The sequence below is a fragment of the Lichenibacterium ramalinae genome, from assembly GCF_004137085.1.
Lineage (GTDB): Bacteria > Pseudomonadota > Alphaproteobacteria > Rhizobiales > Beijerinckiaceae > Lichenihabitans > Lichenihabitans ramalinae.
In genome coordinates this window covers 1-20,482 of record NZ_QYBC01000033.1, presented here as the reverse complement: position 1 = coordinate 20,482, position 20,482 = coordinate 1, and the positions used below count along the sequence as shown (strand labels likewise).

Below are 20,482 nucleotides of genomic sequence, written 5' to 3'. Positions count from 1 at the left end.
GGCTGTCGCGCGCAGAGGTCGGCCTCACCGCTTCGATCGACGGATGGTGGCCCGGGGCCGCCGGCGTCGCGGGGCGGCGAGGTGCGCCGGACTGCGGCGCGCCGCAACCACGATGCACGGGAGTCGCCGCGGCCATGGATTCGTTCGAGGTCAACAAGATCGCCGGCGGCGTGCTCGGCACGCTCCTGGCGACGATGGGTCTCGGCCTCGTGGCCGCCTGGTTCTACGAGGCCCCCACCCCGGCCAAGCCCGGCTACGACCTCCCGCTCGCCATGGCCGAAACGTCCGGCACCGGCGACAGCAAGACCGCGGCGCCCGCCAAGCCGCTTCCCGTGCTGCTGGCCTCGGCCAGCCCCGAGAAGGGCGCGAACCTCGCCAAGGCCTGCGGTGCCTGCCACAATTTCGAGAAGGGTGCCGGCGCCAAGATCGGCCCGCCGCTCTGGGGCGTGGTCGACCGCCCGGTCGCCAGCATCCCGGGCTTCTCCTATTCCGAAGCCATCAAGGGCAAGGGCGGGGATTGGTCGCTCGACAAGATCAACGCCTTCATCACCTCGCCCAAGGGCTACGCGCCCGGCACCAAGATGACCTACGCGGGCGAGACGGACCCGCAGAAGCGCGCCGACATCCTCGACTATCTGCACACGCTGTCGGACGATCCCAAGCCCCTGCCGGCCGTGAGCGAGGCCACGCCGGCCGCCGCCGTCCAGCCCGCCGCGGCGCCCGCCCCCGTCAAATAGGGCCCAGGCGAAAAGCTCCGCGGAGGTCGGGCCGGCCCGCCCGGCCGCCGCGGTGACGGCCGGGCGGCCGAGCCCGCCGCCGCCGTCGCGGCCCGCCGTCGCCGGCGTCTCGGCCTCGGTCCGGTGGCGAAACGGCTGAGCAGGGCGTGCTCACCTGGCCTCGGTTCGGAGGGAGGCCGTCCCAGGCGCACCCCTGCACCGGGGCGAGGTCGCGCGGGCGCCGGAGCCCGATCGAACCACATTGTCGCAGGGACGTTGGTGTGCGTCGGGGTGCCGCAACGTCAGTCGATGGATCCGGGCCGCGTCCCCGCACCGGCTCGCCATCGCTGACGCGCGCCAGCTCCGAAACCCGGGCCCGTCCACAAGCTCGGGTTGAGTCTCCGCTTCACCGGCCGTCCGACAGGCTCTGGAGGTCCTCGACATCATGCCGCGCATCGTCCCGTCGCTCGACACGGCCCCGCGGGACAGCCTGCGCTACCTCCTGTCCGCCGGCCTGGTGATCGCGGCGCTCTACCTCGGCGCCGAGATCTTCGTGCCGACGGCTCTGGCGATCCTGCTGAGCTTCGTCCTGGCGCCGGGCGTCCGCCTGCTCCGGCGCTGGCACCTCGGCCGGGTCCTGCCCGTGCTGATCATGACGCTGCTGGCCTTCCTGTTGATCGTGGCGCTCGGGGCCCTGATGGCGCTGCAGCTCCGCGGCCTCATCGACGCCATGCCGCAGTACCAATCCACGGTGCTGGCCAAGATCGAGGTCCTGCGCGGCATGCTGTCGGGCGAGGGCCTGTCCCGCTTCTCGGACTTCGTGTCGAACCTCGGCCAGCAGCTCCACGCGTCGCAGGCCGCGGGCGCGGCGAGCCCCGGTGCCGCGGCGTCCGGGCCTGCGCCCGTGCCGGTCGTCATCGCGCGGCCGGCCGAGATGCCGCTGGAGGTGATGGCGCGCTACCTCATGCCGGCGCTGCATCCGCTGGCGGTCGCCGGCCTCGTCGCCATCTACGCGGTCTTCATCCTGCTGGCCCGCGAGGACCTGCGCAACCGGGCCATCCGGCTCTTCGGCGCGGGCGACCTCCACCGCTCCACCGCCGCCATCGACGACGCGGCGCGGCGGCTGAGCCGCTATCTCCTGACCCAGCTCGCCGTCAACACGGTGGCGGGCCTCCTCGTCGGGCTGGGCCTGTGGGCGATCGGGGTGCCGAGCCCCGTCCTGTGGGGGATCCTCTTCGGCTTCCTGCGTTTCGTGCCCTATGTCGGGCCCCCGCTCGCCGCGCTGGCGCCGCTGGCCCTGGCCGCCGCCGTCGCGCCCGGCTGGTCCACGGTGTTCTGGACGGCCGGGCTCTTCGCCGCCATCGAGGCGGTCGTGGGCCAGGTCATCGAGCCCTTCCTCTACGGCCACAACACCGGCCTGTCGCCGCTCGCCGTGGTGGTCGCCGCCACCTTCTGGACGGTGCTGTGGGGCCCGGTCGGGCTCGTCCTGTCGACGCCCATGACGGTGTGCCTGGTGGTGCTGGGCCGCCACGTCGAGCCCCTGGGCTTCCTCGCCGTGATGCTGGGGGACAGGCCGGCCCTGGCCCCGCAGGAGGTCTTCTACCAGCGCCTGCTCGCCGACGACCCCGTGGAAGCCTCGGAGGAGGCGGAGCGGCTGCTGAAGGACATGGCGCTGCCCGACTATTACGACGCCGTGTTGCTGCCCGGCCTGCTGCTGGCCCAGGACGACGTCGCCCAGGGCCGGCTCGACGCCGACCGCCAGGGCCGCATCGCGGCCTCGGTCCTGGAGGTGGTGGAGAACCTGTCCGACCCCGACGCGGCACCGGCCGCCGGCGCCGCGGCGGGCCGGGACGAGGGGGCGCCGCCCGATCCCCTGCCGGAGCCCTGGCGGCGGGCGGGCGCGGTCCTGTGCATCGGCAGCCGCGGCGCGCTCGACGATGCCGCAGCGGCGGCCCTGGCCCAACTGCTGGCGCGGCGCGGCTTCGGCGCGGTGGCGGCGACGCACGACATGCTGAACAAGGCCAGGATCGGTGGGCTGGCGCTGGACGATGCGGGCCTCGTCGTCCTGTCCAGCCTCGACGGCTCCAGCCCCGCCTATCTCCGCTTCGCCCTGCGCCGGCTGGAGCGCCGCAAGCCCGGCGTGCCGCTGCTGGTCGGCGCTTGGTGGCGCGGCGCCGCCGGCGACGCCGAGGCGCCCGGGCCACCGCACCCGCAGCCCGACGCCGCCGAAGGGCGGGACGCCGTGGCGAGCCTCGCCGACGCCGTCGACCACGCCGTCCGCCTCGCCGCCCCTCCGCCGCCCGCCTCCTCGCCGCCCGCCGCCGCCCGCGCCGGTCGCGAAGCGGCCGTTTCCCGGGCGTGAGGCGGGGGCGCCGAACGCGATTCCCGGCCCGGCTCGGCCCCGGGCCTCGCGTCGGTCGCAATCGTGCCGTTCAATCCGGGCCGGCAGCGCCGGGCGGGCGGGGGCGCCGGGCGGGCCGGCATGGAGGCGCGGGCGTGAGCGACTTCTTCGAAGATCTCCGGGTGGGGACGAGGCTCGATCTCGGCAGCCACACGTTCACGGCCGACGAGATCGTCGGCTTCGCGCAGCGCTACGACCCGCAGCCCTTCCACCTCGACGATGCCGCGGCGGCGCAGAGCCACTTCGGCCGGCTCGCGGCCTCGGGCTGGCACACGGTGGCGGTGTGGATGAGGCTCTACGTCACCTCCCGGCAGGCCACGATGGCGGCGCTGGCGGCGCGGGGCGAGACGCCCTCGCGGCCCGGGCCCTCGCCGGGGTTCCGCAGCCTGAAATGGCGGCGGCCCGTCCATGCCGGCGACACGATCAGCTACGCCTCCACCCTCACCGCCAAACACGCCTCCTCCACGGCCGGCTGGGGCCTGGTGTTCCACCACAACACCGGCATCAACCAGGACGGCCACACGGTGTGCGAGTTCGACGGCTCGGTCTTCTGGGAGTGCCGGGGGGCGGTGCCGGCGTGAACGCCTCTGGCGATCTCCACCGGGTCGATCGCCCTTGTCAGGATCGGCGGCCGCGTTCGACGATGTTCGGCATTCTGGGGTCGGCGATGACCGTCACGGTTCGACGAGGGCTGTCGTGCCATGATGCCGTGGGTGATCGGCGCCCTCCTGGTGGTCCGGCGTGAATGTCGGTGCGCCGTCGGCCGGTGCGCCGCGCGTAGCCTGGCCCAAGGAGCAGGTCGGCCGTCAGGTGGTCCTCGTCGCCGCGGCCCGCCGCGCCTTGCGTCGATCGGTGCCGACCGAGCGTCCGGCAGGCGTGGGGCTCGGAGGTGGGCGGCACACCCCGGACATGGTCGATGCAGACGCTTCGGCGAGCAGGGCTCGGACATTTCGCCAGGATGCCTCCTGCGAAATCAGCTTGTCGAGCGTGAGGTGCACGATCGCCTCGCGAAGCCGGCTGTTCTCGATCTCCAGGTCCTTCACTCCTGACGCGGCTCGGTGATGGGCTCCTCGGGCCCATGTCGTCCGTCCCCCCCCGGGGCTCGAAAGCCATACGCGGGGCGGACCACTTCAAAGGGGGAGGTGGACGGTCTCGGGCAGGCTCGCACTGGATCGTCACGCTAGCGCCCGTGCGCCCGAACGCGGCGGCCAGCGGTGGAGCGGCTCGGACGCGCCCTTGAGGCGGACCCTCAGCCGGGTGAAGCCGTTCAGGTTGACGTAGAGGCCGAAGAAGCGGTCCAGCACCTGCCCGAACAGGAAGGCCTGGCCTGGGTCCACCGCGCGCCCGTCCATCTCCACCTCGACGTCGAGCCCGCGCGCGAGCCCCCCGCCCGCCACCCGCGCGGTCGAGCGGCGGTGGCTCACGCCCGTTACGGCGTCGATCAGTGCATGGGTTTCGGGCGCGTCGCGGTAGTCGTAGAGTCGCATCATCTCGCGCAGCGTTTCGGGGCCGCCCTCACCGTCCGCGAGCGACAGGTGGCCGAGCTTGAGGTGCGACAAGAGCCGCCAGTGCAGCCCCACGCCCTCGCGCAGCCGCAGCGTCGGGCTCAGCGGGGTCAGCGCCGTGAAGCCCGCGAGATCGATGGTGCCGCGCTGCGGCATCAGCACCGGGTGCCCACCGCCGTAGGGCAGCCGCACCGGCAGGTCGCGGTTGAGGCAGGTCGTGTCGATGCCCAGCACCGCATCGATGGAGGAGATCGGGCCGGCCTCGGCGTCGACGATCGCGATCCGCGCGTCGGTGCCGCAGTCGCCCTCGACGAGGCGGCGCCGGTGAAGTTGCCAGTGCAGCGGCGCCTCGTCGGCTTCGGCCATGCGGCCGAACAGCGGGGTCGCGACCCGCGTGCCGCCGGCCCGCTCCGACACCGTCACGGTATCGATCGCGTAGACTTCGCGGGTCGCGGCGCGGCGCCCGTCCGGCACGACCGGATATTCGCTGACGGCGCGCGTCATCGTCACCGGCTCGGCCCTCTGCTTGAACAGGTTGACGACCGGCGTGCAGCGCAGCGCCAGGGTGTCTGCCGACACGCCCTTCTCCAACTCGGCGCTGTGGCGCGAGAGGAAGAAGAAGACGTGCATCGTGCCGTTCGCGCCCCGCAGCGTCTTGGCATCGATGCCGGCGAGATCGACGAACAGGAACTTGTCCGGGTAGGCGAAGAACTCCGTCAGCAGCCGGAAGGCTGGGTGGCCGCGCGGCGCCGCCGGCAGGGCCGCATCTTCGGCGCCGAGGCCTGCGGCGGAAACGGACTCGGGCGGCAGGAACACCGCGGCCTGATCTTCCGGCCCGTCGGCGAGGGCCACGGCCGTGCAGCGGTCAAGCAATGTCCAGTAGAGTTCCGCGGCGAGACGCGGCGGAGCGCGCAGGAAAAAGCGCAGCTGGTCGAGGCCGAGCGCGGTGAAGTCGGCCTTGGGGTCGTCGCATCTGAGCACGAGGTGAAGGCAGGCCGCGGCCTCGGCCTCGGCGCCGCGCCCACCGCGGCGGTCCCGCGGCGCCACGAAAGGCTGGCGCTTGACGGCCGCGCTCACGACGCGGATCGGCCACAGCGTCACCGCCTGGGTGGTGCGGAAGCGGCAAACGTCCTCCTCGACCATCTCGCTCTCCACGACGGTGCCGCGCGGCACCGGGAAGGCCCCGGCGAGGTCCGGCCCGGGCTCGACCCGCACGATGCCGAGGCTCGGGATCGGCGCGAGGTAGTGCGGGTACAGGAACTCCAGCAGCGTTTCGGTCAACTCGGGCAGGTCGTCGTCGAGCTTCAAGCGCAGCCGCGCCGCGATGAAAGAGAAGCTTTCGATCAGCCGCGCCACATGGGGGTCGTCGGCCGCGTCGGCGGACAGGCGCAGGCGCCCCGCCACCTTGGGGAAGCGGCGCGCGAAGCCGGCGCCGAGGCGGCGCAGCGCCCCGAGCTCCTCGTTGTAGAAGGCGAGCAGGCGGTCCGACACGGGGCCTCACTCGATCTGGAAGGTGCGGGTCGCGGGGTCGAGCGCGGTCTCGAACACCATCGGGTCGTCGCCCTGGTCGAGCCGAGCCACCGCCTCGATCCGGATCGTCTGCCGCCGCTCGGACGCGTCGCGCATGGCGAGCAGGCTGACCTTGACGGCGGTGAAGCGCGGCTCGAAGGCGAGGATCGTCCGCTCGATCGCCTCGGCCAGCGCCCGGCGCTGCTCGGGCGTAGTGACCGGGGCGCCGACGAAGTCGTCCACCCCGTACCAGGGCAGCGCTTCCCGCACGGCCGTGAAGGCCGGGGGCGGCGTGCGGCAGATGCGGCGCGTGTTGAGCAGCGTTTCCAGGTCGCGCCGGAAGCCGTTGCGCATCGCCCGGAGCTCGTCGGCGCGGGTGCGCGGGGGATCGCGCGACTGGTCCGGCGCGTCGTCGAGCAGCCGGTCGAGGAGGGAAGCGCGCAGCGTCACGCCGGCGCCCCGTCGCTGTCCGCCGCGGCTCCGACCGCGATACGCTCGAGGTCGAGCAGGCCCAGGCCCTCGTCGCCGACGAGGAACAGGCGCCGGCCGCGACCGCGCGCGACGCCACCTGGGCCCTCCACCCAGTCGGTCTCGTCGCCGAGCCGCGCGGCGTCACCACCCTCCGGGTCGTGATAGAGCGCCGGCACGTGGAACACGGCGTCGCGCCCGTCGGCGAGCCGCACCCCGGCGCGGCGGAAGGCGAGGTCAAGCGGGCGCCGCACCGGCTCGAAGCGGATCTCCTCGACCTGCTCGGGCACCAGCCACAGATAGCGCCCGTCCGCCGCCAGCGCCTCGAAGCCGTGCTGGCCGAGGTCGCAGCCGTCGCGGAACGGCAGGGGCGCGGCGCCGTCGAAGGCGGCGACCGGCAGCTCGCGCGCTTCCAGCGCTTCGCGCAGGCGGCTCGCCTCGGCCGCATCGCCGGCCCTCACCGCCAGGGCGAGGCGCATCGCGTCGCGCTGCACGGGGGTGGGCTCGCCGAGGAAGGACGGCACCGCGCCCTCCTCGTGCCAGGCGCGGCGGGCCTCGGCGCCGCGCAGCAGCCAGCGCATCGCGGCCAGCGCCAGCGCTTCGGCGGGGGCGCCCTCGCCGGCGAGCTTCAGCTGGTTGTCGGCCCGCTCCAGGGCGCCCTGCAGCATCAGGAGCTCGGCCAGCAGGATGCGGTCCGGCGCCGAGGTCGGGGCCGCCTTGACGCGGGCGGCCGCGGCCGCGGCCGCCTCGGCGAGGCGTCCGCCGTTGACGAGCGCCGCCACGGCGGCGGCGGGGGATCGGGGGTCGGCCATGGTGCCCTCAAGGTCTGCAGGTGTTCGAACTCGTGCGTGAATGTCCCCTGAAACGGTCGGGAGCGTCGGTCCTCCCTCGGTCGCGGAAGCATTCGTCCACGGAGCCTCACGCGGCGGCGGTGGAAACTTCGGCGACGAGCTGGAAGCTCGCCGTCACGTCGTCGAGCTGGAAATGCGGCTGCAGGCGCAAGAGGCAGCCGAGCACGCCGGGGCGGCCCGGCAGCTCGCGCACCTCGACCGAAGCGCTGCGCAGGGGGAAACGGGCCTTGAGCTCGGCGGGCGCGTCGTCGCTGCCGAGGCAGTGGCGGGCCAGCCAGCCGCCCACCAGGGCTTCGATGGCGGGCGCGCCGCCGAGGCTGCCCACCCGGTCGCGCATCATCACCTTGAGGTAATGGGCGAAGCGGGACGCGCAGAGCACGTATTGGAGCATGCAGGCGAGGCGGGTGTTCTCGTCGGCGGCGCGGTCGCGCGAGCGGGGTGGCCGGTGCAACGACGGGTTGGCGTTGAACACCGGCCAGGGCGTCGACGGCGCGCAGCCGACCGGCACGAGGCCGTGGTCCGCGAGCGCCCGTTCCTGGGCGCCCGTGAGCCGCACCTCGACGGGCGCCTGGGCGGCGAGGCCGGGCCGGTCGGTGGCGAAGCTCGGCGTCGGCAGGTCGGTGACGAGGCCGCCGCCGTCCTCGTCCTGCGGGGCGCCGCGCAGGTCCGCGAACCAGCCCGACCGCGCGAAGGCCCGCACCACGACGCCCGCGAAGGCGAAGGCCGGGTTGCCCCACAGCAGCTCGGCGCCGGACGCCGTGACGCTTTCCTCGAACATGAAGCCGTCGATCCGGCGCCGGTCGTGGGGGCGCAGCGGCGTGCGCATCAGCACGCGCGGGGCCAACACGCCGAGGAAGCGCGCGTCTTCCCAGGCCCTGAGCGCCTGCCAGCGGATGAAGTCGGCGCTTTCGAACACCCCCGCGAGTTCCGGCAGGGTGTCGAGCTCGGCGAAGCCGTCGAGCTGGAGCAGCTCGGGCCGCGCCTGGACCAGGAGCGGCGCAAAAGCGGCCGCCGCCACGCCGGCCAGCGCCCGCAGCGCGCCGACGTCGTCGGGCCGCCCCGGCCCCTCGGCGCGGTGGCCGACCGCGTAGTCGCCGACCAGCAGTCCATAGGGCTCGCCGCCCGGCATGCCGAACTCCTGTCCATAGACGAGCTCGAAGAGCCGGCTCTGGTCGAACTCGACGGACCGCTCCATGTCGCGGCTGAGCTCGCGCCAGGACACGGACAGCACCTTGACCTTGGCGCCCGGCGCCGCGGAGGCACCGGCCACGAGGCCGTGGAGGCCGCGCCACCGCGCTTCCAGGGCCTGGAAGTCGGGGTGGTGGATCACGGCGTTGATCTCCGCCGTGAGCGCCCGGTCGATGGCGGCGATCAGCCGATCGATCTTTTCGGCCGCGGTGGGTCGTCGCGCCCCGGCCCGCCGCGGCGGCTCGCGCGCCGTGTCCAGCATCGCGCGCCCGTCAGTTCTTCTGCGGGATGCGGGCCACCATGCGCAGCGAGGTCGTCAGCTCCTCCATCTGCAGCCAGGGCCGCATCCAGGCCACCGCGTTGTAGGAGCCCGGGCGACCGGGGATCTCCTGCACGGCGACGCGGGCTTCGCGCAGCGGGTAGCGGGCTTTCATCTCCGGCCCGGCGTCGTCGTTGGCGTTGACGTAGTTGTTGATCCAGCGGTTCAGCCAGGCCTGGCAGTCCGGCGCCTCCATGAACGACCCAATCTTGTCGCGGCCGATCACCTTCAAGTAATGGGCGAAGCGCGACGTCGCCATCATGTAGGGCAGGCGCGACGAGATGGCGGCGTTGGCCGTCGCTTCGGGCCGGTCGTACTTCTCCGGCTTGTGGGTCGTCTGCGCGCCGAAGAAGACCGCGTAGTCGGTGTTCTTGTAGTGGCAGAGCGGCAGGAAGCCGAGCTTGCCGAGCTCGGCGTCGCGTCGGTCAGTGATGCCGACCTCGGTCGGGCATTTCAGGTCGAGGTCGCCGTCGTCGCTCTGGAACACGTGGAGGGGCAGCGCCTCGACCTTGCCGCCGCTTTCGGCGCCGCGGATGGCGGTGGCCCAGTTGGTCTTGGCGAAGGCGTCGGTGATGCGGGTGCCCAGCACGTAGGACGCGTTCATCCAGCAATAGTTCTCGTGGGCGCGGGTCTGCGGCCCGGCCCCGGCGCCGGGGCCGGACTCCTCGTAGGCGAATTCTTCCACGGGCTGGGTGGCTTGGCCGTAGGGCAGCCGCGCCAGCACGCGCGGCAGCGTGAGGGTGACGAAGCGCGAGTCCGGGTTCTCGCGGAACGAGCGCCATTTCGCGCTCTCGATCGTGTCGAAGATCTTCTCGAGGTCGCGCGGGCGCGCCAGCTCGCGGAAGTCCTCGAAGCCGAACAGGCGCGGGCTCGCCGCGGAGATGAAGGGCGCGAAGGCCGCCGCGGCGACGCCGGCGCAGCCCTGCAGGGTTTCCAGGTCCTCGAAGCTGTTGGAGAACTCGTAGTCGCCGACCAGCGCGCCGTAGGGCTCGCCGCCGGGGGTGCCGAACTCGTTCTCGTAGATGGACTTGAACATCTGGCTCTGGTCGAACTCGACAGACTTCGCCAGGTCCTTCCACAGCTCGCGCTTCGACACGTTGAGCACGCGGATCTTCAGGTTGACGCTGGTTTCGGTGTTGTGGACCAAGTAGTGCAGCCCCCGCCACGAGCCTTCGAGCTTGCTGAAGTCCGGATGGTGCATGACCGCGGCGAGCTGGCGCGAGATCTTCGCGTCGATGGCGTCGATCGCCTTGTTGATCGAGACGGTGAGGTTGCGGTCGAAGGTGACCGTGCCGTCCAGCGCCTGCTCGGTCAGGGTGCGCAACAGGGCGTGGGTGCGGTCGGGCTCGGTCTGCTTCGTGGCCGCGATGGCGCTTTCGAGCAGGCTGGTGGTGTGGTCCGCTTCGGCGAGCGCCGCGGCGGCGGTGGCTCGGGTTTCGGCGAGGCTCATGGTCAGGCGCTCCCTGCGGGCTTGGCGCCGCCGTCGCGGCCGGCGGTGGCGGGGTCGAGCTCGCCCGCGAGCCGGCGGAGCTGGGCGTTGTCCTGGAGGATGGTTTGAAGGATGGCTTCGAGGCTGTCGGAGCGGTCGGCCTTGGCGAGCAGGTCGCGCAGCTTGTTGCGGATCTCCAGGAGGTTCGCCAGCGCCGGCACCTGCGCCACCACGGCGGCGGGGTCGAAGTCCGACATCTTGGAGAAGTTCAGCCGCACGCCGATGTCGGTGCCGTCGTCGAGCAGGGTGTTGTCGACCTGCAGGGTGAGGCCGGGCGTCATGCGGGCCATCACGTCGTCGAAGTTGTCGCGGTCGATCTGCGTGAACTTCCGGTCTCGGAACGGGCGCAGCGGCTGGCCGGGGTCGCCGGAAAAGTCGCCGAGGACGCCGACCACGAAGGGCAGCTCCTTTTCGATCATCGCCCCCTCGGTCTCGACCTCGTATTTGATGTGGACGCGCGGTTTGCGCACGCGCTCCAGCTTGTCGTGGATCGAATCGGCCATGGCTGGTCCTTCCCTGTCATCGCGGCCGCGCCGCCGTCACCTGATGCGCCCCTCGCCGTCGATCGGGATCCCGGCCATCAGGAGCAGTTGGCGGCGGCTCGCGCCGTCGGGCAGCAGGTCCTCCAGCAGGGCCGCGAAGCTCATGCGCCCGCGCGCCACCAGACCCTCGATGGCGTAGGACAGCGGCGAGTGCGGCTCGTGCCGCCGGAAGAAGTCGGCGATGCGCAGAAGCTCGGCGAAGGCGTCCTCGCGGGTGCCGTAGCCCTTCGGGCCGGCGACCGGCCGCGGGGACGCGGCGGAGACCGGCGCCGTGGACGCCGCTTCCGCGGGCGGCGCTTCCAGGACCGGGTCCCGCGGCTCGACGTCGATGCCGAGCACGGTGCGGTAGCCGTCCAGCACCTCGGCGAGGGCCGAGCGCACGGTGGACGACGGGGGCGCGTCGGGCCCGCACCGCTCCTCGAGCGTGGCGGTGAGGGCCGCCCAGCCGCGCGCCGCTTCGCCCGCTTCCGCGGCGAGGTCGCGCACCGCCAGCGGGTCCGAGGCCGTGCGGGCCTCGTTGAAGTCCCGCGCCATCGGCCCGGCCGGCTCGCGCTGGAGCCGCAGCAGGTGCCAAAGCGCGTTCGCGCCGTAGGGGCTGGCGGGCAGCAGCGCCACCATGCGGATCGGCTGGATCAGCGCGCCCTCGCCGCCGATGCCGTTGAGCCCGGCGAGCGGCGACACCCGGCCCTGCGCGTCGTCCTCGTCGTTCGAGCGGACGTCCGGCCAGAAGCGCGCCACCAGCGCCTCGGTCAGCCTGAAGCCCCGCGCCAGGCCGGCGAAGCCGTCGAGCCGCACCAGGGCCTCGATCAACCAGGCGGCGACCTCCAGGTCCTTGGCATGGGCGCCGAGCAGTTCGACCGCGAGCGCCCGCACGGTGGCCCAGGCGGGGGGGACGACCACGGGATCGCCTGCGGCTTCGGCCGTGCGCTCGGCCGTGCGGGCCTGCGCCCGGGCATCCTTGAGCCGGAGATAGATCGGCCGCGCGGCAGCATCCTGTCGGACGTCGACGCCAGACGGCAATAATCCGTCGAATGGTTCGGCCAGCCCGAGCAGATCATTCGCCATCGACGGAACCGACCTCCTTTGACCTGTCCCATCTTTCCTATATAGATCTCAGGCGGTTCGCAAGAGCGACTCCGCGCGGCGTAGAGATGATCGCATGCATAGATTGTCGCCTTTCTGTCGTCTTCGCGCCCGTAGTTTCCGTAGTGTCAGTGTGGCGCCGTGACGGTCTTCGATCTTCGCGTCGTCGTATCGCGTTTGGAATCCGGGCTGAAGACGAGCTTGGAGGCGGGCGTATCCCGCGCTTTTTCGCGCGGAAACGGTCAAGTCGAGATCGAACATTGGCTAGGCGAGCTGCTCGCCGCGGGTTCTACCGCGGAGCCGAGCCTGGCGGCGCTCGACGTGCCGCGCCGGCGCGCCGCCGACGAGGTGGCGTCGGCGCTCGACCGGCTGCCGGGCGGGCACGGCGGGGCGCCGGCCCTGTCGCGGACGCTGCTCGAATGGGTCGAGGAAGCCTGGCTCAACGCGTCGTTGCGGTTCGGCCGCGACGCGGTGGCGCCCGAGGACCTGCTGCTGGCGCTGACCACGTCGTCGACGCTGGCCCGCGTGGCCCGCGCCATCGCGCCCTCGCTCCGGCTCGACGAGGGCCGCGCCCTGGCGCTGGCGGCAAGCGTGAAGCCCGAAGCGCGGGCGGTCGCGCGGGCCGAGGGCGGCGCCCCCGCCGCGCCCCCGGGCGCCGACGCCCAGGAGCTGGAGCGCTACACGCTGGACCTCACCGCCCAGGCCCGCGCCGGCAAGCTCGACCCCGTGGTGGGCCGCGAAGCGGAGCTCCGGCAGGTGATCGACATCCTGCTGCGGCGCCGGCAGAACAACCCGATCCTCACCGGCGAGGCCGGCGTCGGCAAGACCGCGGTGGTGGAAGCGCTGGCGGCGCGCGTGGCGGCCGGCACGGTGCCGGCACGGCTCCGGGGCGTCGAGGTGCGCTCGCTCGACCTCGGCCTGCTGCAGGCCGGCGCGGGCGTGAAGGGCGAGTTCGAGCGGCGGCTCACGGGCGTCATCGCCGGCATCAAGGGTTCGCCGCGGCCCGTGATCCTGTTCGTCGACGAGGCCCACACGATGATCGGGGCCGGCAACGCGCCGGGCTCGGGCGACGCCGCGAACCTGCTCAAGCCCGCCCTGGCGCGCGGCGAGCTGCGCACGGTGGCGGCCACCACCTGGTCCGAATACAAGCGCCACATCGAGCGCGACCCCGCGCTGACGCGGCGCTTCCAGGTCGTCAAGGTCGGCGAGCCCGAGCCTGAAACGGCGGTGCGGATGCTGCGCGCCCTCGTGCCGAGCCTCGAAGCCCACCACGGCGTCACGATCCACGACGAAGCGCTGCGCGACGCGGTGCGGCTGTCCGCCCGCTACATCCCGGACCGGCAGCTGCCCGACAAGGCGATCAGCGTGCTGGACACGGCCTGCGCCAACGTGGCGATGAGCCGTACCGCGGACCCGGCCGCCCTGGAGGACGCCGAAGCCGAGGCCGAGGCGCTCGGGGTCGAGATCGGCCGGCTCGGCCGCGCCCACGAGCTCGACGCCGCCGCGGAGCGGGACGCCGCGATGGCGCGCCTCGCCGTCGTGGAGGCGAGGCGGGGCGCGCTGGCGGACCGGCTCGCCCGCGAGCGCGCCCTCGTCGGGCAGCACGACGCCGCCAGCGAGGACGGGGCCGAGGCCGTGGCGGAACGGCGACGGCTGCGCGACGCGCTGTCCGCCCTGCAGGATGGCGAGCCGCTGGTGCACCGCGCCGTCGACCGCGACGCGGTGGCGGGCGTGGTGGCGCGCTGGACCGGGGTGCCGCTCGGCCGCCTCCTGCGCGATGCCGTGTCGTCCGCGCTGTCGCTCGAGGAGCGGCTGCGCGAGCGGGTGGTGGGGCAGGACGCGGCACTCGGCACCGTGGCGGCGGCGATGCGCAACGCCGCCGCGGGCCTCGCCGACCCGCGCAAGCCCCCGGCGGTGTTCCTGTTCGTCGGCACGAGCGGCGTCGGCAAGACCGAGACCGCGCTGGCGCTGGCGGACCAGTATTTCGGCGGCCCGCAGCACCTGTCCGTCATCGCGCTGTCCGAGTTCAAGGAGGAGCACAAGGTGTCGACGCTCCTGGGCTCGCCGCCCGGCTACGTCGGCTACGGCGAGGGCGGCGTGCTGACCGAGGCGGTGCGCCGCCGGCCCTACGGGCTCTTGCTGCTCGACGAGGTCGAGAAGGCCCATCCCGGGGTGCAGGACGTGTTCTACCAGCTGTTCGACAAGGGAAGCCTGCGGGACGGCGAGGGCCGCGACGTCGGCTTCCACAACACGGCGATCATCCTCACCTCCAACGCCGGCTCGGACACGCTGGCGGCGCTGAGCGCCGACCCCGAAACCATGCCGGAGGGCGAGGCGCTGGTGGACGCGCTGCGGCCCGAGCTGCTGCGCCACTTCAAGCCGGCCTTCCTCGGCCGGGTGACGGTGGTGCCCTTCCTGCCGCTCGACGAGGCCACGCTGCGCCGCATCGTGCGGCTGCAGCTCGGCCGGCTGGCCGAGCGCTTCGCCGCGGCGCACCGCGCCGCGCTCCGGATCGACGATGGCGTGCTGGACGCCATCGCGGAGCGCTGCCTCGTGGCCGAGATCGGCGCGCGGGCGGTCGAGGGCATCGTGGCGCGCGAGATCCTGCCGCCCCTGTCGGGCCTGGTGCTCGACCGGGCGGTGGCGGGGCTGGCGGCGGGCGACATCCGGCTGTCCCTCGGGGAAGGCGCGCGTATCGCGGTCCGCCCCGAGGGCGGGCCGGGCGAGGATCGGCGGGCCGCATCCGCCGACGACGGCCGCGCGGGATCCCGCGCGGAGGAGGCCCGCGCCGATGCGGGTGAAATCGCGATTGCAGGGGAGTGAGCAGCATGCCGATCTATTTCCAGATCGACGGCATCCAGGGCGATGCCACGCAACAGGACCACAAGAACTGGATGGACATCCAGTCCATGAACTGGAACGTGGCGCGCAACATCAACACGCTGGCGGGCGCGGCGGCCAACCGCGAAGCCTCCGAGCCGGCGGTGAGCGAGGTGACGCTGACCAAGATCAGCGATTCATCGACCACCAAGCTGTTCCAGGAAAGCTGCACGGGGCGGACCGGCAAGACGGCGACGATCCACCTCGTCACCACCGGCAACCCGGGCGACATCTACATCGAGTACAAGCTCTACAACACGCTGATCGCCTCCTACAACGTCGGCTCGGCGGGCGACCGGCCGAACGAGTCGATCACGCTGAACTTCACCAAGATGGACGTGAAGTACACGCCCTTCGACGAGAACAACAACCCGAAGTCGCCGATGATCGCCTCCTTCGACCTGGCCACCGCCAAGTCCACCTGAGGCGAAGTCCACCTGAGGCCGCCATCGAGCGGCGCGGGGGCGACCCCCGCGCCGCCCCCATGCCAGCGCGAGGGAGCCGCGATGACCCTGCCCGTGCCCTACACACAGGCCGGCCGCATGATGGCGGTGTCGACCCGGCTCGGCCCCGACGTGCTGCTGCTCGACGGGCTCGACGTCGACGAGATGGTCAACGGCCTGTTCACGATCCGCGCCACCGTCAAGGCGCAGCGCGACGACCTCGCCGCCGCCGACCTGATCGGCTCGGCGGCCGACTTCGCGCTGCGGCTGAAGGACGGCGGCATGCGCTGGTGGAACGGCCTCGTCACGGAGCTGCACGAGGGCCCGCCCACCAGCCGCGGCACCCGCTCCTACGCGCTGACGCTCCGGCCGAAGCCGTGGCTGCTGTCGCAGAAGAGCGACTGCCGCATCTTCCAGAACACGTCCAGCATCGACGTGATCGAGACGCTGTGCTCCGAACACGGCATCACGGACCTGCAGGTGCGGATCATCGGCGTGCCGGTGACGCTGGACTACAGCGTGCAGTGGAACGAGACCGACCTCGACGACATGCTGCGCCGCATGCAGCAGGACGGCTATTTCTTCTACCACGTCCACGCCGAGGGCAGGCACACGCTGTTCGTCACCGACCACCCCAGCATGTACGCGCCGCCGGCCGAGGACCACGACCCGCTTCGCGCCCGGCTCGCCCGCCGAGGACCACATCACCGCCTGGCGCCGCTCCTTCGCCTTCACGCCCGGCACGTTCCGCGATCATGACCTATCTCCGGTCTGTGGCGCCCGAAGAAACGCAAGGTAAGTCAGACCTCGAGTTGTCGCGCGATCTGGATGTGTACGATGATGCGGCCGCGCGCTTCGGTCTACGAACCGAGCGGTCGCGAGCACAATGGGCTTATTTGATGCTGTCGACCGCCGGCTCGATCGAGCACGCGCCTTCCATCCGCCGCTTCCTCACCACCGAACCCGGTGAGCCGCATGAGAAGATGCAGGTCATGATGGATCAGATGGTCCGCTTACCGCAACTCGACCAAGGGCGAAGCTGATGCCGTCCTTGCTGTCCCTGCAGTCGTTGAGGGGGTGGAGCTCGGTGCTGTCGGCCTCGAAGCCGTCGGCGAAGCCTACGAGGCTTGCCGTGCCTATCGAACGGCCCAGGTACTGGCAAGAGCGGCTGCCGCAGCCCGCGCGCTTTCGCAGGCCAAGGAAGAGCCTTGCGAAACATGTTGCCGGCGCACCGTGATCGTTTCCCGCGCTCGCTCGCCAGAGGCCGCCCAACATATCGAAGAGGCGCAAGCGGCGGGAAAGCCGAGCACGTTGACGCTCCATCGGCCTGCGACGAACGCGAGGCGCGCGGCAAACCTGCGGAACGCCAATCTCCCTAGCATAAAGGGGATGGATCAGGACGATTGTCCCCCAGCAACCTTTGCGGAAAGCGTCGACTCCAGCGTCAAGAATATTGCCCTAGGTGACAACCGCAGCGCCGGTCAGCAGATCGATCATCAAATGATGACTCCTGCGCGTGCTGCCGAGGGGTGCAGAGTTGCCATTCAGGTGGGACCATCGTCATGATGGCAAGCCTGCACGTTGACGTTCTCTATGCACAGATCGTGGTCTTCGAGATGCCATTGCGCGATATTCAATGGACCGACCAGCATACCGCACAGGGTTTCGCCTGGTCGCCGGGCGGCGTCAGCTTCGGGGTGCCCGGCGACGCGGGAGCATCACGCCTCGACGTGTTCCGCGCCACCGCGTTCACGCTCGATCCGATGTGCCTGTGGGCCGTACAGGTTCCGTTCGAGATCAAGAGCGGTGAATTCATGGTAGGATCAGTGATCGGTCCCGAACGTGTCCATGTCGAGAGGGGGCGTTACGAACTCAATTTCTTAGCACGTCCTGGTCAGGGCGACGTCCGCTTCGTATTCCAACATCATTTCATCGAAAAACAATGCGCCGACCTGTGCGATCCTGAAACGTGGTACGGAACTGCAGACAGATCGAGTTCTTCGTCGTGATGCCGACGTTCACAACTGATCACCAGCCTGCGATGTCGCTTTCGGCGCCGAGTCTCACCACGGCGAATGTCGTCGGCAGCGATGGATCGGCGAGGTTGACGGGCCCCGAGGAGATCTCGACCGAACGATTGCTTTTGAGGCTGCCCGTCTATGATGACGGGGTTGCCCTGCACGAGGCGTTGGGCGACCCGCTGACTTGCAGCTTTCTTCCACACCGTCCGATGCGGAACCTGCACCACACGAGAGACCTGCTGGCCGGCGCCTGTCCACGGCGAGACGCAGGGCTTCACTCCTACGTGATCGCGCCAAAGACCCGAACCGCCGCGGGGATCGGTATCGTCCAAATGGGGCCGGATGGGGAGATTGGCGCCGTCATGGTGCGGACGAGTTGGCGCAACGGCTTCGTCACCGAAGCGCTCGGCGCCATGCTCGAGACGCTCGGAGCTCGACATGCTTGGTGCATCTGCGATGCCGATCATGAGGCTGTCGCGCGCGCTCTCGCTCGAATTTCGATTGTTCCGGAAGCGTGCTTGCTGGCTCATCGGGTGCATCCGCAGAGCTCCGATCGACCTCGTGATTGCTTGAAGTTCCGAGGAACCGGTCACCTTGTGAGACTCTGACCCAAGGGGCTGCCCACGCCAACTGTTTCTCCTCGCCGCTCCAGCTTCAGCCATCTGTTTCCGCATGTAGCCTCATCTCGACTTGGCCTTTCAGCCGCGTCGATCTCGCAGGTTTCTCCGGGACGTTCCTGTCGATGAATCGGTGGAGCGACGCCTGCGTGGTCGCCTCCGACCATGCCCTGCACACGTTCGACGGCCGCCAGCTCGCGCCGTTGGAGCCGCGGCTGCGCCGGACGCCCAACCCGTTCCAGGTCCAGGGCTTCGGCGGCGCGCTGCTCTATTGCGACTACAAGCAGGGCATCCACCGCTACGACGGGACGGACTGGACGCCGGTCCCGATCCCTCCGGAGCTAGAGCCGTCGCCGCTCGCCTTGGCCCGCGACTTCAGCTCTAGCGCCATGTTTTTGCCAGCATCTTCACGCGATCAGGTGACTCGACCTGATCGCGATCTGCCCTGATGACACGCAAGTTTGCCGGCCTGACGGGAAGGTGAGAGGGGCAGACCACGGGCAGCATGTCCGCTCCAGGCCACGGAGGGACGTGCCATGAGGTCTATCGCAAAGGGCAGGGCGAGGGTTGACAAGGCCGCGCCCGACGCACGGGCGAGGTGCTACCCCGTCTTGCGGGTGGACGACCTCAGCTGGTCGATCGATCGCTCCCTCCACCCGGCTCGTACACCGCCTCCCCCGCGTCCCGCGCCATCGGCGCCTGCCGCACCCAGCCGTTCCAGCCGAGGCGCGGCGCCCCCGGCCCGAGCCGGCTTTCGGGCACGTCGGCGCGACGCAGCAGCACCTGCACGTCGAAGTCGAGCCCCGGGTCCATGTAGAGCCGCACGAGCTCGACCAACTCCGCCATCCGCCGCCCACGCGGCTCCAGCGCCATGAAGTCCGCATAGTCGACCGGCCCCACCACCACGCGGAAGGTGCTCGACGCGTCGGGCGTGCGGGCGCCCGCCACCGCGTCGATGCCGAGCCGCGCGAAGCTCGCCGGGCCGGCGGCGAGCCGCGTCTGCTCGGCGGGGGAGATCGGCAGCAGGCGGCGCCGGAAGGGCTCCACCCGCACCGGCAGGTCGAGCTGGTCGGCGAGGATCACCTCCAGCCCCGCGGCCGAGCGCACCTCGCGGGCGAGCAGCCCGGCGTAGGGCAAGAGGTGGGCGTCGCGCACCAGCAGGCGGCCGCGCTGCGAGGGCAGGCCGAGGCCCATCAGCGCGAAGACCGCCCGCGCCACCGGCTCGCCGCCGTCCGCCCCGCGGCGCGCCATGGCGGCCGGCAGGCGGTACTTCTCATGCGCGCGCACGAACAGCGAGGCCAGCCGCCCGACGAACACGTCGAGGAAGCCGCGCAGCGCGCCCGAGCGCCGCTTCTCCTCGCGCAGCACCGCCTCGGTGTAGAAATGCGGCAGCGGGCCGAGCGTGCCCACCAGACCGACAAAGGCCGCCTCGACGGCGTGTGAACTCCGCGTGGACCGCGCCAGCGGCGTGGCGGCATAGCGGTTGCTGGCGCGCCCGCGCACCTCGGGCTCGGCCGCGGGGTCGTCGCCGCCGACACCGAGCAGGCGCAGCGCCGTGAAGGGCTCGAAGCGGTCGAGCTCGCGCTCCAACGCCTCGGCCAGCGTGGCGGGGCGGGCCGGCGCCGGCGGCAACCCCGGCCGGAGGGCCGCGCCGCCCGTCCCGCTTCCGCCCTCGGCCGCCATCAGATCGAGGCGCCCACGAGCCGCTGCAGGAGGCCGGGATGCTCGATGCGCTCGACGCAGGCCGCGGCGGCCGGGCGTGCCGCCGGGTCGGGGTCGAGCAGCGCCGCGACGAGCGGCCGCAGCGCCTTCGTCACCGGCTCCAGGTCGAAGGGGGTGGCACGCGCCGCGAGGGCCGAGTCGCGGTCGGTCCCCAGCGCCAGCGGCGTGCCCGCGGCGGCGGAGAGCAGCAGCAGGCCCAGCGCGTAGAGGTCCGCCGCCGCGGTGGGCGGCGCGCCGGCGAGCTGCTCGGGCGCGGCGATGGACCAGTGGCCCGAGAAGGCGATCTCGCCCGCGCCGAGCGTGCCCGCGTGCAGCAGCCCGAGGTCGAGCAGCACCGCGCCCGCGACCGCGCCCGCCACCACCACGTTGTCGGCCGATAGGTCGCCGTGGACGAAGCCCGCCCCGTGCAGGCAGGCCAGCGCGCCGGCGAGCCGCGCCGCCAGCCCTTGCAGCTCGTCCGCATTCAAAGGCGCCTCGGCGATGCGCTGCGCCAGGGTCGGGCCGCGCACGAGGTCGAGCAGGAGGAAGTTGCGGCCGTCGCCGTGGCGCAGGAAGGCGTGGGCCCGCACGATCGCGTCATGGCGGATGTCGAGCAGCGCGCGGGCCTCGGCGGCGAAACACTCCGCGACCAGGCCGTCGAGCGCCCGCTCGGTAACTACCCAGGGGGTGCGCAGGTCGGCTGAGGGCTGTTAGGCGCCGATGGTGCCCAGCACGGTGCTGAAGGTGCT

General features: G+C 71.9%; 20 protein-coding genes. 10 read left to right on the top strand and 10 right to left on the bottom strand.

Annotated features, from left to right (window positions below):
- Nucleotides 1-134 precede the first annotated feature (134 nt).
- The 3 genes from D3272_RS25260 to D3272_RS25250 all read left to right on the top strand — a co-directional run bounded on the left by D3272_RS25260 (nt 135) and on the right by D3272_RS25250 (nt 3,698).
- The gene (locus tag D3272_RS25260) at nt 135-737 is read left to right on the top strand and encodes a c-type cytochrome (protein WP_129222003.1); all 603 of its coding nucleotides are present in this window, start codon (nt 135-137) and stop codon (nt 735-737) included.
- A 424-nt stretch (nt 738-1,161) separates the two neighbouring features.
- Entirely contained in the window at nt 1,162-3,078 is a 1,917-nt protein-coding gene (locus tag D3272_RS25255) for an AI-2E family transporter (RefSeq protein ID WP_129222002.1), read from the top strand.
- A 134-nt stretch (nt 3,079-3,212) separates the two neighbouring features.
- Nucleotides 3,213-3,698, top strand: a complete 486-nt coding sequence (locus tag D3272_RS25250; RefSeq protein ID WP_129222001.1) for a MaoC family dehydratase — start codon at nt 3,213-3,215, stop codon at nt 3,696-3,698.
- 225 nt (nt 3,699-3,923) lie between these two features.
- Here D3272_RS25250 and D3272_RS27575 read toward each other — a convergent pair whose 3' ends face one another.
- The 8 genes from D3272_RS27575 to tssA all read right to left on the bottom strand — a co-directional run bounded on the left by D3272_RS27575 (nt 3,924) and on the right by tssA (nt 12,053).
- Nucleotides 3,924-4,160 carry a hypothetical protein gene (locus D3272_RS27575; RefSeq protein WP_165361529.1) on the bottom strand — a complete coding sequence of 79 codons (237 nt, stop codon included), beginning with the start codon at nt 4,158-4,160 and terminating at the stop codon, nt 3,924-3,926.
- A 132-nt stretch (nt 4,161-4,292) separates the two neighbouring features.
- The gene (gene tssF / locus D3272_RS25240) at nt 4,293-6,113 is read right to left on the bottom strand and encodes a type VI secretion system baseplate subunit TssF (RefSeq protein WP_129222000.1); all 1,821 of its coding nucleotides are present in this window, start codon (nt 6,111-6,113) and stop codon (nt 4,293-4,295) included.
- 6 nt (nt 6,114-6,119) lie between these two features.
- A complete protein-coding gene (gene tssE, locus D3272_RS25235; RefSeq protein WP_165361528.1) occupies nt 6,120-6,581 on the bottom strand; it encodes a type VI secretion system baseplate subunit TssE in 462 nt (153 codons plus the stop codon).
- Nucleotides 6,578-7,411: a type VI secretion system accessory protein TagJ gene (locus D3272_RS25230; RefSeq protein ID WP_129221998.1), complete on the bottom strand. Its 834-nt coding sequence runs from the start codon at nt 7,409-7,411 to the stop codon at nt 6,578-6,580. The genes tssE and D3272_RS25230 overlap by 4 nt, the downstream gene beginning before the upstream one ends.
- 106 nt (nt 7,412-7,517) lie before the next feature.
- Complete coding sequence (tssC, locus tag D3272_RS25225) at nt 7,518-8,900, bottom strand: type VI secretion system contractile sheath large subunit (RefSeq protein ID WP_129221997.1); 1,383 nt, start codon at nt 8,898-8,900, stop codon at nt 7,518-7,520.
- A gap of 10 nt (nt 8,901-8,910) precedes the next feature.
- Entirely contained in the window at nt 8,911-10,407 is a 1,497-nt protein-coding gene (gene tssC / locus D3272_RS25220; RefSeq protein WP_129221996.1) for a type VI secretion system contractile sheath large subunit, read from the bottom strand.
- Between the two features lie 2 nt (nt 10,408-10,409).
- Entirely contained in the window at nt 10,410-10,949 is a 540-nt protein-coding gene (gene tssB / locus D3272_RS25215) for a type VI secretion system contractile sheath small subunit (protein ID WP_129221995.1), read from the bottom strand.
- Between the two features lie 36 nt (nt 10,950-10,985).
- Nucleotides 10,986-12,053, bottom strand: a complete 1,068-nt coding sequence (gene tssA, locus D3272_RS25210; protein ID WP_129221994.1) for a type VI secretion system protein TssA — start codon at nt 12,051-12,053, stop codon at nt 10,986-10,988.
- A 159-nt stretch (nt 12,054-12,212) separates the two neighbouring features.
- On the opposite strand from tssA, the gene tssH reads away from it, so the two are divergent.
- The 7 genes from tssH (at nt 12,213) to D3272_RS25170 (ending at nt 18,481) form a co-directional block, all read left to right on the top strand.
- On the top strand, nt 12,213-14,894 hold the full coding sequence (gene tssH, locus D3272_RS25205) for a type VI secretion system ATPase TssH (RefSeq protein WP_129221993.1): 2,682 nt from the start codon (nt 12,213-12,215) through the stop codon (nt 14,892-14,894).
- A gap of 5 nt (nt 14,895-14,899) precedes the next feature.
- Nucleotides 14,900-15,376 (top strand): Hcp family type VI secretion system effector, encoded by a 477-nt coding sequence (locus tag D3272_RS25200; RefSeq protein ID WP_129221992.1) that lies wholly within the window; start codon nt 14,900-14,902, stop codon nt 15,374-15,376.
- Between the two features lie 81 nt (nt 15,377-15,457).
- On the top strand, nt 15,458-16,153 hold the full coding sequence (locus D3272_RS25195) for a contractile injection system protein, VgrG/Pvc8 family (protein ID WP_129221991.1): 696 nt from the start codon (nt 15,458-15,460) through the stop codon (nt 16,151-16,153).
- Nucleotides 16,150-16,437, top strand: a complete 288-nt coding sequence (locus tag D3272_RS25190) for a hypothetical protein (RefSeq protein ID WP_129221990.1) — start codon at nt 16,150-16,152, stop codon at nt 16,435-16,437. Before D3272_RS25195 ends, D3272_RS25190 begins: the two co-directional genes overlap by 4 nt.
- A 519-nt stretch (nt 16,438-16,956) precedes the next feature.
- On the top strand, nt 16,957-17,403 hold the full coding sequence (gene comJ / locus D3272_RS25180) for a competence protein ComJ (protein WP_129221988.1): 447 nt from the start codon (nt 16,957-16,959) through the stop codon (nt 17,401-17,403).
- Complete coding sequence (locus tag D3272_RS25175) at nt 17,403-18,023, top strand: GNAT family N-acetyltransferase (RefSeq protein ID WP_245496787.1); 621 nt, start codon at nt 17,403-17,405, stop codon at nt 18,021-18,023. Before comJ ends, D3272_RS25175 begins: the two co-directional genes overlap by 1 nt.
- A 158-nt stretch (nt 18,024-18,181) precedes the next feature.
- Nucleotides 18,182-18,481, top strand: a complete 300-nt coding sequence (locus D3272_RS25170) for a hypothetical protein (RefSeq protein WP_129221986.1) — start codon at nt 18,182-18,184, stop codon at nt 18,479-18,481.
- A 178-nt stretch (nt 18,482-18,659) separates the two neighbouring features.
- Here the strand turns inward: D3272_RS25170 and tssG are convergent, their stop codons facing one another.
- Together tssG and D3272_RS25160 are read right to left on the bottom strand one after the other, a co-directional pair.
- Entirely contained in the window at nt 18,660-19,715 is a 1,056-nt protein-coding gene (gene tssG / locus D3272_RS25165) for a type VI secretion system baseplate subunit TssG (RefSeq protein ID WP_129221985.1), read from the bottom strand.
- Nucleotides 19,715-20,323, bottom strand: coding sequence for a protein kinase domain-containing protein (locus D3272_RS25160; RefSeq protein WP_245496786.1), 609 nt, complete (start codon nt 20,321-20,323; stop codon nt 19,715-19,717). Before D3272_RS25160 ends, tssG begins: the two co-directional genes overlap by 1 nt.
- Between the last annotated feature and the right edge of the window lie 159 nt (nt 20,324-20,482).

Coding starts and splice junctions, on each gene's coding strand:
- D3272_RS25195 (WP_129221991.1), top strand. CDS start 15,458: ATGACCCTGCCCGTGCCCTACACACAGGCCGGCCGCATGATGGCGGTG.
- tssB (WP_129221995.1), bottom strand. CDS start 10,949: ATGGCCGATTCGATCCACGACAAGCTGGAGCGCGTGCGCAAACCGCGC.
- D3272_RS25255 (WP_129222002.1), top strand. CDS start 1,162: ATGCCGCGCATCGTCCCGTCGCTCGACACGGCCCCGCGGGACAGCCTG.
- D3272_RS25175 (WP_245496787.1), top strand. CDS start 17,403: ATGCCGACGTTCACAACTGATCACCAGCCTGCGATGTCGCTTTCGGCG.
- tssC (WP_129221996.1), bottom strand. CDS start 10,407: ATGAGCCTCGCCGAAACCCGAGCCACCGCCGCCGCGGCGCTCGCCGAA.
- D3272_RS25230 (WP_129221998.1), bottom strand. CDS start 7,411: ATGGCCGACCCCCGATCCCCCGCCGCCGCCGTGGCGGCGCTCGTCAAC.
- tssC (WP_129221997.1), bottom strand. CDS start 8,900: ATGCTGGACACGGCGCGCGAGCCGCCGCGGCGGGCCGGGGCGCGACGA.
- tssA (WP_129221994.1), bottom strand. CDS start 12,053: ATGGCGAATGATCTGCTCGGGCTGGCCGAACCATTCGACGGATTATTG.
- D3272_RS25260 (WP_129222003.1), top strand. CDS start 135: ATGGATTCGTTCGAGGTCAACAAGATCGCCGGCGGCGTGCTCGGCACG.
- D3272_RS25200 (WP_129221992.1), top strand. CDS start 14,900: ATGCCGATCTATTTCCAGATCGACGGCATCCAGGGCGATGCCACGCAA.
- comJ (WP_129221988.1), top strand. CDS start 16,957: ATGATGGCAAGCCTGCACGTTGACGTTCTCTATGCACAGATCGTGGTC.
- tssG (WP_129221985.1), bottom strand. CDS start 19,715: ATGGCGGCCGAGGGCGGAAGCGGGACGGGCGGCGCGGCCCTCCGGCCG.
- D3272_RS25190 (WP_129221990.1), top strand. CDS start 16,150: ATGACCTATCTCCGGTCTGTGGCGCCCGAAGAAACGCAAGGTAAGTCA.